The sequence below is a fragment of the Methanosarcina sp. MSH10X1 genome (assembly GCF_004099695.1).
Taxonomy (GTDB): domain Archaea; phylum Halobacteriota; class Methanosarcinia; order Methanosarcinales; family Methanosarcinaceae; genus Methanosarcina.
This window is the reverse complement of the sequence record NZ_SCHL01000004.1, coordinates 1-14,211: the sequence shown is the minus strand read 5'-3', so window position 1 is coordinate 14,211 and position 14,211 is coordinate 1. Positions and strand designations below refer to the sequence as shown.

The window sequence follows — 14,211 nt, the reverse complement described above, 5'->3', positions numbered from 1 at the left end:
ACGTTCCTTTTGTTTTCTTATTCTCAAAAACTCAATTTCTATTAATAAGTTTCTGTAAAAATGCTACACCTTCTTCGGATTTGAAATTCGGAATTTCCCAGTCCTGAAAGACCCTCCTGCGCAGAGATTTTACCTCTTTGCCGAGTAAAGGATTAAAGCCAGAAATTTCGTATTCCTTCTTGGAAATAATGACTCCTCTCCTCTGCCATGCAGGAAGCGCCGCAAGATTGATTCCCCTTTCAAAAAGCATTTCGTGAATTTCCCATTCTTTTTTTCCTTTGAGATATTTTGAAGCCTCAGTCTTATTAATTCCTTCATTCCTCAGCGTATAATATCCCCAGCTTGCAACAAAATTGCGCCAGGCTTCAAGCTGCCTCCAGTGAAAATATGCAGGAATTTCCTCTTTTTGAAGAACTACTATTCTGGAATCAAAAGCCACAGGTTCCTCAAGCTGGAGTTTTATCGTAAGTGCGCTTCCCAGAAAGCTTGCCAGGACAGAGTCAATTTTTTCGACTCTTCCTTCAAACGGGAGTTCCATAAAGAGAAAACTGATTTCATCGGAAAAAGTATAGGCAAAGAGTGGGCTTAAACCACTTTTCTTAATAAAAAGCTCAACAGTATCCGCCATTGCCCTGGCGAAGGCTTGATCATAGGGTTTTCTAAAGCCCAGGCCCGAAAGCGTGTTTTTAAAATTCCTGCCGTCAGCGCGCACAACCACTGGAGGGATACAGCGCATTTCAGCATAGATTTCCCGGTTTTTCATATACTTTTCGAGATTTACTTACTCTTCTTTTCGCTTTTTGTATCTCTGGATGACGTCTCTCACTATAATGATATCCGCTGCCGTTATAACCCATCGATAAGGAATAATTACGCCTCTGCTAGTCAGGTCAAAAAGTTCCCTATTAATATCCGAAATAGCAAGCCCGGTAATCTTCTGATCTTCTATATCAATTACGAGGTCCTGCAACTTCCCTACATACACACCGGTGTTTGTGTATATGTTTAAACCAAAAAGTGATGTAAGTTCTGCGCGCATTATATCCCTGCTTTGTAAATTAATTTATATCTTTCTCTTAACCTTATATGAAAAACATACTTATATATCTTACAGTTTTACCGACTTTATATAATTACCAGTTTTATTCCGCACTCTATGTAAAAATGTAATCTCAGTCACTATTATAATAAATCTTCCTATTTAAATTAGTGGCAGGTAAACGTGATCTGGCTTTCTCAAATCCGTTACCCGACGTCGAATAACGAAGAGGGAGCTTTAATTGCTTTAAACTATTTTTCTTCTAATTTGCTCAAAGAGTACAGCTTATTTAACATTTTCCTGCGACTACCCAAAATATCTTTTTGAGAAATTGTTCTGACTTACAGATAATTCGGAAGTTTACCTGTAAGCAGAACTCTTTGGGGTTTGCATAACCTCTTTCTACAAAATCGGTTTATTTTTGAATTCTAAGTTTATTTTATCCAGTTTATTCTCTTATAATTCCAGTTGTGAAATCACATTTCGAATAGTTCCCGAGGATTTCCTGAGGACTTCGTACTGGCTTTCATCGAGTTTGAGTTCAAGGATTTCTTCGACTCCAGATGCCCCAAGCTTTACGGGTACACCGAAATAAATACCTTCTTGTCCGTACTGTCCTTCCAGATATGCCGAAGCAGGTAATATTCTCTTTGAGTCTTTAATTACAGCTTCCGCCATCGAGACGACAGCTGCCGAGGGAGCATAAAAGGCACTGCCCTGTTTAAGAAGTTCTACAATTTCGGCTCCCCCGTTTACTGTCCTTTCTACCAGCCTGGCAATTCTATCATCCGGAAGCAGATCCGTGAGTGGAATTCCTGATACTGTTGTATACTGTGGAAGAGGTACCATGAGATCGCCGTGCCCTCCTATAACCATTGCCTTTACATCCTTTTTCGAGCACTTCAGTTCTTCTGCAATAAAACTCGCAAAACGCCCCGAATCCAGAATTCCACTCATTCCGAAAACTTTCTTCGCCTCAAAACCCGTCGATTTCATAGCTACATAGGTTATAATGTCAAGCGGATTCGTTACACTAATTACTATGGATTCCGGAGCATATTTCGCAATATTTTTGGAGACGTCGGTTATTATTCTGGAGTTTGTCTTGATCAGATCTTCCCGGGTCATTCCGGGCTTTCTTGCAATACCTGCTGTAATGACTACAAGGTCAGAATCTGCTATATCTGCATAATCATTGGTCCCGACTATAGATGTGTCGTAACCCTTTATTGCACCTGCTTGCATTAGATCAAGGGCCTTGCCCTGAGGTAGCCCTTCTACAATATCTGTCATAACAATTTCGCCAAGCTCAAGTTCAGCCAGCCGCTGGACTGTAGTTGCTCCTACATTTCCTGCACCAATCACGGAAATTTTAGCCATTAACTGTACACCTGTGTTAAACAATTTATTTTAAGGTAAATTTTAAATTTCTAACTTTAAAAATTTATTCTATAATATAACTCTTTATTGCCGGTAAACTACTATTTTTTATATCTATCTGTGCTCACATCTCTATAATATTTCTTGTCATTTAATTCTTGAACTTACTGTTTTTTTCTTTAGTACACTTTCAGATTTCATGCAGTATTTTTATTAAATATTACCCCCAAATGTTCAGGGGAAACATGCTGAATAATACATACATTCATATTCCAGGTGTAGGGAAGACCCTTGAGCAAAAGATCTGGGCTCAGGGAATACACACATGGGAAGAATTCCTTGAAATGGAAGACAGGGTTCCCATACCTTCGTCGCGAAGAACCAGAATTTGTGAAGAGGTAAGGAAATCTTCCGAGCACCTGGCAGCAAAAGATCATTGTTTTTTTTCACAATGCCTTCCTTCTGCAGAACACTGGAGGGCGTACCCCTTATTTTCCGATTCTGTCGCATTCGTAGATATCGAAACAACGGGGCTTTCCAAGTCCCGGGATAAAATAACCATTGTGGGAATATATAACGGAAAAGAATCAAAGACCTATATAAAAGATATTAACCTTGAAGATCTCGTAGAAGAAATTTCAAAATACAGGCTGCTTGTATCCTTTAACGGCGCTCGTTTTGATCTACCTTTCATAAAGTCCGAATTTCCAGAGATCGAGCTCAAGCAACTCCATATAGACCTTATGTATCCTTTAAGAAGAATAGGATACAATGGAGGCCTGAAAAACATTGAAAAGTCACTTGGAATCTTCCGAGGTAATGATACCGAGGGCTTAACAGGATTCGATGCCGTAAGGCTCTGGAGACGATATGAGAGAGGAGATCGGGAAGCTCTGGACAAACTTGTTAAATATAACAGAGATGATATAGTTAATCTGAAAACCATTATAGAACTTACCTATCCTAGAATGGTTGAAAGTGCTTTGAAAAAATGAGATATAAATGTTTCAGGTTCGGGATTGACAAGAGGTAGACAAAAAGCAGCAATAGTATTTCGTCAATTAGTTTATATACTTATACTGCTGTTTCTGGTAGTCGATTTCGGTAACGTATTGGCAGTTTTAGTAACAGATTTTTATTTGCAAGCAGAATATTACTTATATGCTCTGGTAGGAAAGGGGAATTCAATGGCTGTAACACTGAAGTTCGGGGATAAAGTCACTGTGGCAGATGTGAGAAAACTCCATGATATGGAAGATGTAGTTTTTGATAGGGAGTGGTTTGAAGAAACAGAAGACAGAAATCAAGACGCGTATTACATGTTCCGGGACCTTGCGAAAAGCAACTCTGACCATGAAACAATTGAAGCTAATCACCTGAGATATGATATTACTGTAATTCCTCCCGAAATGCTCGGGTCGGAATACATTAAAACTGTAGGCCACTACCATCCGCGCGTTCCAGGAACAGATATTTCCTATCCTGAGATTTATCAGGTGTTGCAAGGTTCTGCTACCTACCTTCTTCAAAAAGTAAAAAATGGTGAGGAAGATCTTGTTCTGGACGTCGTTGTAATTAAAGCGAAAAAAGGAGACCTGGTGCTTGTTCCTCCTGGATACGGGCACGTGACTATAAATGCCTCCGGAGAAACTCTTGAAATGGCAAACTGGGTCTGTCGCGACTTCTCATCGGTTTACGAGCCTATAAAAAGACTTTCCGGAGCTTCTTATTTCCTTCTTAAGGATGGTTTTGTTAAAAACCCCCTTTACAAAAACACCCCGGCTATCCGTCACCTTAAACCCCTTGATCATGATGAACTCGGGCTGGGCTCCACAGAGAGTATGTATGAGCTAATAAATAAAATTGAAAAGCTCAGATTTTTGACAGCTCCGCAGGATTTTACAGCATTTTTAACAGGAGTACTCTGAGAAACAGGCTATTTCCAGCTTACATGGACTGTGCTTTTATTTATTCTTTCCATGCCGTTCTTTCCGAAGAACTTTTACTTTTTCTCTTTCCTGTCTTCCGGGTAGGGGTTCAATTCTGAAGTAGATGACTTGTAAAAATAAGCAGTAAGAACAGGGAATAATCTGTAACAAGAATACATAACTTATATTAGGTATAAATACCTTCAATTACTGGAGGTTTGAAATGCAAAAAAATGGATACCGTATTCAATTTACATCATCCAGAATAAAGGACCTCATGTACAGGACTACATTTGATCCTAAGAAAATGGATGGAGACATTATACTTAATCTCTCACTTATTGATAAGAAAGATCTTGATGACGTGCTTGGAATCTTTAAGATGGTGATTTCTAGCGGGCTTTCGGTGACTCCCTACGTTAAGATCATTTCCGAAGGAGAATCTCTAGGAGACCTCACTATTGAGAAGGGAAAGGTAGGTATCGGAACAGTATGCAGCATCACGATTGACGGTGTATTGCTCAAGGCAGGAATTCCTGTAAACCCCAAACTCGGAGGAGTTGTTCAGATCCGAAACGGGATTCCGGTGCGCTTTACCGACGTGCTGACCTATGTGAGTACGACTGTGGACCCGCTTGAAATTCTGATGTCACAGGGCATTACTTCTGTGTCAGAAATGCTCAGGACAGGCTCAGGCAAGGTTCTTGCAAACCTCAGGGAAGCCCCTATGATTGCAAGAGACGAGATTGAAAGTTGTCTTTCTGACCTTCTGGATGCAGGCTTTAGTGGAATCATGGAAGTCGGGGAACCGAATACACGAGTTCTGGATGTTCCCATCGAGAGAGACCATCTGGGGATAGTCGTCATCGGAGGAACAAATCCTATGGCTGTTGTGCAGGAATATGGGATTGACATAGATACCAGTGCAATGTCAAGGCTAATTTCATTTAAAGAGATGAGCAGGATTGAAGATCTGGTCTAAGGCTCAATAATAAATCTTACCCTGAAAGCTCTCTGTTCTTTAAATATTGTCTAAAAATCCCTTATTTTCATTGAGCCTTTATATTTTTATTGAGCCTTTATATTTTTATTGAGCCTTTATATTTTTATTGAGCCTTTATTTACTTTTCAATTCCGTTTTTCGGAGTATGCTTCTGAAGGCTGATCTCTTTACTTTGAATGTGCCTTTCTTCGCAGTTGTTCTCCTATAAACAGATCCAGCTTTCTCGCAAACTCATCCTTTTTACAGTCAGGAATAGTTGCTCCTGCTGCAATGTCATGCCCACCGCCTGCGCCTCCAAGTTCAGCCGAGACTATGGACATGGCTTCCGAAAGATTTACACCCCTGCGGATCAGATCTTGAGTTCCCCTTGCTGAAACCTTGGTGCCTCCTTCGGCTTTTGCAAAAGCAATAATGGGAAGATTCCTATTTTCAACTAATGTGGAACTCATGCCTGCAATAATTCCCACGATAGTTTCTTTTATTTCGGAGCCTGCATCGAAGTACTGGATATTTTCAAGCTGGACAACTCCTTTTTCTTTAACATACATTAGTCCGTTAACAAGATTCTGTCTATGTTCGGCAAGCAATTTGCGGGCATCTTCATAAGCTTCCTCTCTATTTCCCATGCAGACCGCCAGTCCTATTTCGGCATGGTCGTAGCGTGCAGTGGCGTTAAGAAGAGTAGAGAACTCCGAAGCGTCTCTCATTTCCGTGCCTTCTTTCTCTCCCAGAAGAACATAAACCTCACCTATCAAGCGCTCGATCTTGTACGAGGGCATACCTGATTTGAGGCAGTATCGGATGAGTCCGGAGACAATTTTTTGCTTTTCCGGGATTTCAAGGTCAATCCAGCGCCTCCAGTGTTCGTCCTGGCTTATGCTGATGTTGAGGGAATGAAGAAATTCAATACAGGCTTCTTCATTCCCTGTAAGCCCGGGCAGGTAAGGATCTGAAGAGTACTGCATTAATTTATAAATCGGGCGAGTTTGCTTTCCGAATAGGGTCAGGTCTTTTTTGAACTGGAGAATGCCTCCTTTGACTCCTTCTTCCAGAATCTCCCTATTTATCCCGACAAGCTGCCCCATCTTCAGGTGCTGCATATCCCCAACTGCCCCTACTATGGCAAGCGAGGAAAGATCCTGATTTCTTCCAAGGGCTGAAGCTAGCACGTAAGTATTTCCCGAGCCGCTTAACTCATAGGAACCGTTTGCTCCGAAAAGGTGAGGATTCAGGTGGAATTGATGGTTTCCCTGAGGCTGGTGATGGTCTGAGATTACTGCATTAATCCTGCGAGATTTTATTTGTTCGCACATTCCACTTCCCAGATCCGTAAAAATGACAATATCATGATTCTGGTCTGCGATATCATCAAGAGACTTTTCATCAAGCTGCTTGACAAAACGCGTTGTATATTCAAAATTGGCCCTCTCAAGGGCTGTACAGATAATTCCTGCCGAAGTCAGCCCGTCAGCATCAATATGGGATACGACATGGACTGATTTGTACTTTTTAATCTCTTCGGCACATCTCACCGCTTCTCTATGAAGTGCTTTCATTGTCTCAGACATTACTCTCTCCACGATTTTCTGCTTGCCTCAATTAACTGCATTTTTCCGATTTTATTTTCTTTCCCATTCCCTCGGATCAACCTTATAATCTTTTCCTTCTCTTTTTATTTCAGGACAATTTCGGATTTCCTGTAAAGTAAGTTTAAGATTCTGACTACGATATTTTTTTTCCAGCTCATCCCAGGGAACCATGTATGCTTCTCTGCCGTGCCCTGGTCCAAGGCGAAGTTCCACTGCAAGGAACCCATGTCTTCCTGATCTATCCAGGTATTCCGAAATCCTTTCGATCTGATGAATTCCTTTTTTATCCACAGTAAAATGTTGAGAGAAATAAAGTGCATTTGCTCCCTTATCCACTGAAATGCTTTTGCATTCAATTCCCAGGTATAAGTCCGGATTAAGAGAATCCACAAGCACGTCAAGGAACTGTGAAGTAAATCTATGCTGCTTAAGCCTGTAAGAAATGGCTCTTATTCCGTTTTCTTCAATGTATGCATTAAATGAGTTTACAAGCATGCGTTCAAACTCAGTCATGAAATCCTGTTAAATGTTTTCGCTATTTTACTTAAACTTTTTACTTAGAACACGTCTTTTCGTCCTGAACGGGCAGGAGCATTTATTTTAGCTTGAGCAGGTTTCGGTACAGGGAAATAAGATGTGTTATTTGAAATTACCAGTAATCGCCTGAAACTGATAAAATTCGTTATCTAAATCAAATTTCAGAAACTGGCATCAGTACACGAAAATGTATCTCAGAGTAATTCGTGTAGAAGTAAAAAAGAGCCTGAGTAATATAATCATTTTAAACAATGTAACTTCTAAGAAAATAAATGCCGATCAGGATCTGACCGGCCTGTATGATTTTTAATTCGATATTATAAAACTTACAAAATCCGGGCTGAGTCTTGTTTCTCTTACAAGCCTTTCGATAGTATCCTCGTCAGAAAGCCCTTCTTCCTTGAGTTCCTGTATGCGGTCAAAGACGTGCTGAGACACTTCAGAGTATTCGTTAATGTCTTTTCTGTGGCCCCATACATCGCCCTCAAGTAAAGCAATGTTCTGCATGGAAAGATACATCTGTGCAGAACTGGAAATCGTTTTCTTGTATGAGCTTGGGATGTGGATCGCTTTTACTTCTGGACACTTAAGGATGAGTTTAAAAATGTCCTTATTGGATGGCCTGAATGCAAGATGGACAATTTCCTCATCAAGCTTTAAAGTGTCTATCTCTTCTTTTGAACTTACAACTCTAATCTTCATTTTTATCACCGTTCGTTTCCAGGTATTTTTTAGGTGCTTTAGAGCGTTTTGGGTATTTTTAGGGTTTCTTAGGGTTTTATTTATGTTCTTCAGAGCCCCCTCCGAGTTTTCTGGAGTTATATGACTTCATCAGAGTCCCTTCAGGGTTTCCTCAAGTTCCAGAAATTTACGGAGTTCCTTCCGGATTTTAGGGTTTTCCGGAGCTCTCTGACGTTTTTACTGGTTTTGAAACTTATCTTAAGTTTTCTAATTCTATTTATCGGGTTTACTTAATTATTTATTTTTAAACCTTTTGGATTCATTGTCTCTAAAATTCGATTAGTTCGTTTTAGGACTTATCTGAATTCTAGAGTTTGCAGATCATTTTTCAAAACCTGACATTTATACTTGAGGTTTTTTGCTATGTTAGGGGCATATAGTATTTAATTTTTTATGAACGTTTTTAATCTCATTTTACACTTTTAACTTTTGTTTTTTAAGACGATATATGGGTGACAATGGCTAATATCCTTCTTTCTTTCCTTTTTAAGTAAAATCTGTTGAATTCCAGAAGGATTCTTTTCAAGCCTGTATCCATGTTGGAATTGTGAAAATCGGTTTGTTGAGATAGAACTGGTACTTTTTACCGAGAGTTTTTATTAATATTATGTTATTTTATATATTTGAGAAGAATTGGTATACGATATCGTACTATACTATTTAATATTTTTCTGTAAAATCCTTTTAAATATACCATTGTTTAACAAAAGAAATTTTTCAGTGGAGAACCTTATTATAAAATATATTCTCCAGGTCGGAGAATCTTATTATAAAATATATTCTTCAGGTTGGAGAGCCTGACTATTAAACACTGCAACTTTTTCTTATTCTCGGTGTTTTGAAAGCTCATCAAACCCATAAATTAACGATGCCTCCACATTTAAGTGACGTGAGGGGTGCTTCTACGGTACTGCTTTTAGAGGGTTCTAGTGAAATTAGTGACCTGACTGAAAATGACAAAGTCTTAATCTTTTAAAACTTTTGACATATATACGCTATCAAGAGTATAACCGAATTTCCGATAGTATTCTCTGGCTCCGATTCCGCTAATAATTGCAAGTTTCCTATAGCCGTTTTCATGCGTTATTCTCTCGGCATATTCCAGAAGTTCCTTTCCATATCCTCTATGCTGCCACTCCTTTTGCTTTGCTCCTTTTCCTACAGGCACCATGGAACCATAAACATGCAGCTCCCTTATAAGTGCGGCATCCTGCAGTTCGGGGCGGTAAGGGGCAGCAGGGAAACGCAGCCGAGTAAATCCGATCAGGACATCTGCAGTAAGGTCCTCAAACGCGATGAAATGCTCTGTGCCTCCGCAGGCTTCGTAAGTCTCCACAGTGAGCTCGACATCCTTTGCATTTATTTCCCTGCCCTTCAGGCCAGTGTGTCCAACCTCCCTGCAACGGATACAGCGGCATTTCCCTCCCTTTTCTCTCAGTTTTTCTTCTGCAAGCTGTCTTAGATTACTTTTTCGTACTCCTGCAAAGATCTGGTGAGCCGGGATATCACGCTGGATACGTTGGAGTCTTACCCATTTAGGCAGCATCCCCTTTATGTCCGCGATCAGTTCGGCAGCTTCTTCGTCAGAGATCGCCTCGTAATTTCCTGCCTCCCAGAGCCTGTATAGAGGAGTACCTTCGGTCACAAGGGTGGGATAAATCTTGAGATAGTCGGGCCTGAAGCGTGAGTCTTCAAACAGTTTTTTAAAACCTCTTATGTCAAGTTTTGAATCTGAACCAGGTAGGTGTGGCATCATATGAAACCCAACCTTGAATGCACTGTCTCTTAATACCTGGTTCGCCCTGACAATCTCTGCAACGCCATGCCCTCTCTGCATGCGGGTGAGCACAAAGTCGTAAACACTCTGGACTCCCAGTTCTACCTTAGTGCCTCCCAGCCTGAGAAACTCGTCCACATGTTCCTCGGCTGTCCAGTCCGGACGTGTTTCGAATGTTATCCCTACGTTACGGATCTCAGCTTTTTCATTGGCTTTCTGCACCTCCTCAAGAGGAATATATGGCAAAGATTTCCCTATTCTCCAGGCGGTTTCCCTCCATTCCTTACCTGTGAAATCATTCATTGCCTCAAGGCAGCGTTTGATAAACCATTCCTGGTAATCTAAACTGCGTGCAGAAAACGTGCCTCCCATAACTATCAGTTCTACCTTATCTATGTCGTGGCCGATCTCTTTGAGCTGGGAGAGCCTGGATCTAACCTGGGAATAAGGATCGAACTCATGCTGGATTGCCCTCATAGCTGCAGGTTCCCTTCCCATGTAACTCTGGGGCGACTTGAAAGTGGAGTTTGGGCCTCCCGGACAGGGCAGACACACTCCGTGCGGGCATGGAGCCGGGGAGGTCATTACAGCAATTACCGCAACCCCGGAAATCGTTCTCACTGGTTTCCTTCTAAGGAATTCTTTAATTATCGCCTGTTCTTCGGGCGATCCCTGCATTATTATATCTCCATTTCTGGGGAGGCTGGCCAGATGATAACATTTACTGACATCTTTTTTTACCTTATTTAACTGATTTTCGCTTTCTATTTCGCCTGCAAGCGCTTTTTCAAGGATCTTCCTGCAGGCCTTATTATAATTATCTTCTCTCATCTCAAGTTCCGTCTTTCCGGTTTCTGAATTCCGGCTTTTTCTTCTAATCAATTGTCTAAAAAGTTATTTCTCTAATAAGTTAAAAAAAGATTTTTGGCTTTTCTAAAGCCATCTAATTTAATCTTACTGGTAGTATATATTTGACGCAGGTGTAATGGTAACTTAATATGCGTTATACAGAACTGCTTCGTTATATTCATTAGCCTTTACGGGCCGGTTGCTTAACAGAGTTCCAACTATAACCGCTGTCCTGCGACCGTTGAGCCGCAAGCGTGGCGTCGCTTGAGCCCGCCCTGGCTACGCCGGTTTAGATTAAGCATGGGTTTTTGATCAAACCTTTTTGAAAAAAGTTTTGCCCGAGCCTTTTTTGAAAAGGCTTGTACTTTTTCCTACGGGTTAATTGTTTAGCAGGGATCGAATCCAATTATAAAAGTTCCGAGTCCTGTTGCCGGTTCGAGACCCATTACAGACCTGATGTACTCGTCCGATGGAGTGGAGGGAGATGCAAGTACAGCATTGGTGACACCTTCTACACACTCTACATCCTGGCATTTCTGAGGCGGAAGGACAACAGTTATAGGTTCTTTCTTTGAATCCTTTGGCTTGGGCACTGCGCTCTTGTAGATCACAAAGTTTCCCATCACGAGCATATCATTACATCTTTTGCATTCCTCAAGTTTCTCGGGGTCGTAAACATCTTCACCAACCTTTTCTCCATACTGCATAAGCACCACATTGGGCCCTTCAGGCCAGACATAGTTCATATTAGTTGTAAAGGCTATGATTGCCTGGCGTTTGAAGACCTCCTTTATCCCCTGGTTATCCCCTACGCCAAGACCCATAAGTACCGCCCCTTCGGCTTTTTTTTCAAGCTCAAGAATTTTCTCTTTGTCTTCTTCATTTAAAACATAAGTATCTTCAACGCCTTTGATGGCTTTTATCCTGCATATGACATCCTGAATAATATTTTTACATTCCAAAGCGAATTCCCCTTCTTATCTTTAGACATATGTTATTTTCTTACAAACATTACTTTTTACAAATATGAAATTATCCTGTCTCATGATTTTATTTAGTTTCTTTCCATATTCATAATGTGGTAGACTTTTTTGCCTTCCTTTAAAGTTACTGGTATCATATAATGCTTTTTTTATATTTCCATTTTTATATCGTCAATTTCTAATATGATCCCATTCTCTCCTGTATATAGTGCAAGATTTTGTGTATTATAATAAAAATAGAAAAAGTACTTGTTACTATACCTTCTAAAGATAAGGTTTTTGAGAAAACTTGCATCTTCCCTTTGGAGGAAATACCCATAGTGTGTCTTTCAGGGGTTTATGCAGGCTCATGAAAGCCGTAGGCGTGGAGCCTCGTCCATATACTGGAAGTTTACCCTGCTCAGAACTTTTTAAAATGCGATGATGGGTACTCTTACAATCTGGATTTTAAATTTAATGATCGGAAATTATTTAGCATAGAGCTCTATAATTATACTATCTTTTTTCCATAGTCTCTTATAAGTATTTCGAATTTATCTTTTAAGTTAACTCCTGACGAATATCCTGCCTGAGTTCTTTCGACATTTACCGTCATTTGTATCGTTGTTTTGCGCTTTTCCTGTTTAATTTCTCTGAAATAGACCACAAAAGATTTAATAAGGCAATTATTTTATAGAACACTTGTAATCCAATTTAGAGGGATAAGGAGGGAATGAAATCCTCTTCGGCAATAGACGATATCTAAACGTCTAATTTGGTGAAGAATGGTGAAACCCTTAAAGTGTTGATCCCGACACTTCTTCTTACATACGACATATCTTAACAAACATGGAGGAACAATAAAATGAAGAGATTTGCAGCAGTTACACTGGCTGCTCTCATGCTTCTTACTGTATTTGCATCCGCCGCAAGTGCACAAGAAGCAGTTGAGATCCGCGGTCCTGTGTTCAACGGCTCTAACATTCAGGATATCGTCGGCACCGACGGTATTACAATCGATGCTACACAGTTTGCAGCATTCTACTATGACATTAACGACAACGTCACAACTGAAACTCTTTCCATTAGAAATGTTGCAGGAAACAACGGCAACGTGATTGGAGAGGGCGGCCTCGTCTATGAGACCCAGATTCAGGAAGTTGACTATGAATTTAATGGCGCCGCAGGCTGGGACAACTACAGTGTGATGGGCTTCTTTGCTGAGAAGTACATTCCTCTGAAAACCAACAGCGCTGACAAACTTGCCAAGCTCGTCCTTGACAGCGATGACAGGTACACCATCAGAACCGGCGAAACCCTTGACCTCGGCGAAGGCTATGCTCTCGAAGCAAAGCAGGTCGATGTTGAAGGTGAGAAAGTCTGGCTCGAATTCACCAAGGACGGAGAATTCGTAGATGACGAAATCATCTCAGTAGTTAACGACAACACCTGGGAAGTCGAACTCGATGACATCCAGGACGAAGATGATGTTGTTGTCTTCAAAGTACACATCAACCAGGTCTTCCAGGGCGCAGTCGACAGCATTGCCCAGATCGAAGGTCTCTGGCTCATTGACTACGCAAACGCAATGACCATCGAGTCTGACGATGAATTCGGCGAACTCAACGATGTTTCTATTCAGGGAGACCGTCTCGTGATCAGCAACGAAGATACCTTCACTCTGACCAGAGACTCCACAAACGAAATCGCTGAAGGCATGTCTTTCAAGGTCGCTGACACACCAACCAATGTACTCAGGTTCTATGTCATGAAGGAACTCACAGACGCAGGAACCTATGAAGTCAGAGGACAGGTCGCTAACGGTGACTTCACCTGGGATGCAACCAACTTTGCAGGTTTCTTCTACGACCTCAATGATGATGTTACTACAGAGACTCTGGCTGTCACTGGACTTAACGGCGGGAATGTAATTCCTGACGGTGGTCTTGTCTACCAGACAACCGTTCAGAATGTCGACTTCGAATATGATGAGTGGGGCCAGTACCCAGTTATGGGCTTCTTTGCTGAGAAGTACATTCCTCTGAAAGCCAACAGCGCTGACAAGCTTGCCAAGCTCGCCCTTGACAGTGATGACAGGTACACCATCAGAACCGGCGAAACCCTTGACCTCGGCGAAGGCTATGCTCTCGAAGCAAAGCAGGTCGATGTTGAAGGTGAGAAAGTCTGGCTCGAATTCACCAAGGACGGAGAATTCGTAGATGACGAAATCATCTCAGTCGTTGGAAGTGGCGAAAACACCTGGGAAGTCGAACTTGATGACATCCAGGACGAAGATGATGTTGTTGTCTTCAGAGTCCATGTCAACCAGGTCTTCCAGGGCGCAGTCGACAGCATTGCCCAGATCGAAGGTCTCTGGCTCATTGACTACGCAAACGCAATGACCAT

12 protein-coding genes are annotated in these 14,211 nt (G+C 41.3%); 4 read left to right on the top strand and 8 right to left on the bottom strand.

Annotation, left to right across the window (positions count from 1 at the left end; translation table 11 throughout):
* Positions 1-31: 31 nt before the first annotated feature.
* The 3 genes from EQO05_RS04545 to mdh form a co-directional block, all read right to left on the bottom strand.
* Entirely contained in the window at positions 32-763 is a 732-nt protein-coding gene (locus EQO05_RS04545) for a tRNA(His) guanylyltransferase Thg1 family protein (protein ID WP_128504221.1), read from the bottom strand.
* A gap of 18 nt (positions 764-781) precedes the next feature.
* The gene (locus EQO05_RS04540) at positions 782-1,039 is read right to left on the bottom strand and encodes a PRC-barrel domain-containing protein (RefSeq protein ID WP_128504220.1); all 258 of its coding nucleotides are present in this window, start codon (positions 1,037-1,039) and stop codon (positions 782-784) included.
* A gap of 456 nt (positions 1,040-1,495) precedes the next feature.
* Entirely contained in the window at positions 1,496-2,419 is a 924-nt protein-coding gene (mdh, locus tag EQO05_RS04535) for a malate dehydrogenase (RefSeq protein WP_128504218.1), read from the bottom strand.
* A 245-nt stretch (positions 2,420-2,664) separates the two neighbouring features.
* Here mdh and EQO05_RS04530 point away from each other — a divergent pair, with 245 nt between their 5' ends.
* From EQO05_RS04530 to nrpRII, 3 genes are all read left to right on the top strand, one after another.
* Positions 2,665-3,414 (top strand): ribonuclease H-like domain-containing protein, encoded by a 750-nt coding sequence (locus tag EQO05_RS04530; protein WP_128504216.1) that lies wholly within the window; start codon positions 2,665-2,667, stop codon positions 3,412-3,414.
* 192 nt (positions 3,415-3,606) lie between these two features.
* Positions 3,607-4,347, top strand: coding sequence for a glucose-6-phosphate isomerase family protein (locus EQO05_RS04525; RefSeq protein WP_128504214.1), 741 nt, complete (start codon positions 3,607-3,609; stop codon positions 4,345-4,347).
* Between the two features lie 223 nt (positions 4,348-4,570).
* The gene (gene nrpRII / locus EQO05_RS04520) at positions 4,571-5,329 is read left to right on the top strand and encodes a global nitrogen regulator NrpRII (protein ID WP_128504213.1); all 759 of its coding nucleotides are present in this window, start codon (positions 4,571-4,573) and stop codon (positions 5,327-5,329) included.
* A 188-nt stretch (positions 5,330-5,517) separates the two neighbouring features.
* Here nrpRII and EQO05_RS04515 read toward each other — a convergent pair whose 3' ends face one another.
* The 5 genes from EQO05_RS04515 to EQO05_RS04495 all read right to left on the bottom strand — a co-directional run bounded on the left by EQO05_RS04515 (position 5,518) and on the right by EQO05_RS04495 (position 11,805).
* Positions 5,518-6,918, bottom strand: a complete 1,401-nt coding sequence (locus EQO05_RS04515; RefSeq protein ID WP_128504211.1) for a DHH family phosphoesterase — start codon at positions 6,916-6,918, stop codon at positions 5,518-5,520.
* A gap of 51 nt (positions 6,919-6,969) precedes the next feature.
* Positions 6,970-7,452, bottom strand: a complete 483-nt coding sequence (locus EQO05_RS04510; RefSeq protein ID WP_128504209.1) for a hypothetical protein — start codon at positions 7,450-7,452, stop codon at positions 6,970-6,972.
* 330 nt (positions 7,453-7,782) lie between these two features.
* Entirely contained in the window at positions 7,783-8,178 is a 396-nt protein-coding gene (locus EQO05_RS04505; RefSeq protein ID WP_128504207.1) for a DUF1699 family protein, read from the bottom strand.
* Between the two features lie 1,003 nt (positions 8,179-9,181).
* Entirely contained in the window at positions 9,182-10,825 is a 1,644-nt protein-coding gene (locus tag EQO05_RS04500) for a tRNA uridine(34) 5-carboxymethylaminomethyl modification radical SAM/GNAT enzyme Elp3 (protein ID WP_128504205.1), read from the bottom strand.
* Positions 10,826-11,229: 404 nt separating this feature from the next.
* On the bottom strand, positions 11,230-11,805 hold the full coding sequence (locus EQO05_RS04495) for a hypothetical protein (RefSeq protein ID WP_128504203.1): 576 nt from the start codon (positions 11,803-11,805) through the stop codon (positions 11,230-11,232).
* A gap of 865 nt (positions 11,806-12,670) precedes the next feature.
* Between EQO05_RS04495 and EQO05_RS04490 the strand changes: the two genes are divergently transcribed.
* Positions 12,671-14,211 (top strand): S-layer protein domain-containing protein (locus EQO05_RS04490; RefSeq protein ID WP_128504201.1); only part of this gene is annotated, 1,541 nt, incomplete at its 3' end.

Coding starts and splice junctions, on each gene's coding strand:
- EQO05_RS04545 (WP_128504221.1), bottom strand. CDS start 763: ATGAAAAACCGGGAAATCTATGCTGAAATGCGCTGTATCCCTCCAGTG.
- EQO05_RS04540 (WP_128504220.1), bottom strand. CDS start 1,039: ATGCGCGCAGAACTTACATCACTTTTTGGTTTAAACATATACACAAAC.
- mdh (WP_128504218.1), bottom strand. CDS start 2,419: ATGGCTAAAATTTCCGTGATTGGTGCAGGAAATGTAGGAGCAACTACA.
- EQO05_RS04530 (WP_128504216.1), top strand. CDS start 2,665: ATGCTGAATAATACATACATTCATATTCCAGGTGTAGGGAAGACCCTT.
- EQO05_RS04525 (WP_128504214.1), top strand. CDS start 3,607: ATGGCTGTAACACTGAAGTTCGGGGATAAAGTCACTGTGGCAGATGTG.
- nrpRII (WP_128504213.1), top strand. CDS start 4,571: ATGCAAAAAAATGGATACCGTATTCAATTTACATCATCCAGAATAAAG.
- EQO05_RS04515 (WP_128504211.1), bottom strand. CDS start 6,918: ATGTCTGAGACAATGAAAGCACTTCATAGAGAAGCGGTGAGATGTGCC.
- EQO05_RS04510 (WP_128504209.1), bottom strand. CDS start 7,452: ATGACTGAGTTTGAACGCATGCTTGTAAACTCATTTAATGCATACATT.
- EQO05_RS04505 (WP_128504207.1), bottom strand. CDS start 8,178: ATGAAGATTAGAGTTGTAAGTTCAAAAGAAGAGATAGACACTTTAAAG.
- EQO05_RS04500 (WP_128504205.1), bottom strand. CDS start 10,825: ATGAGAGAAGATAATTATAATAAGGCCTGCAGGAAGATCCTTGAAAAA.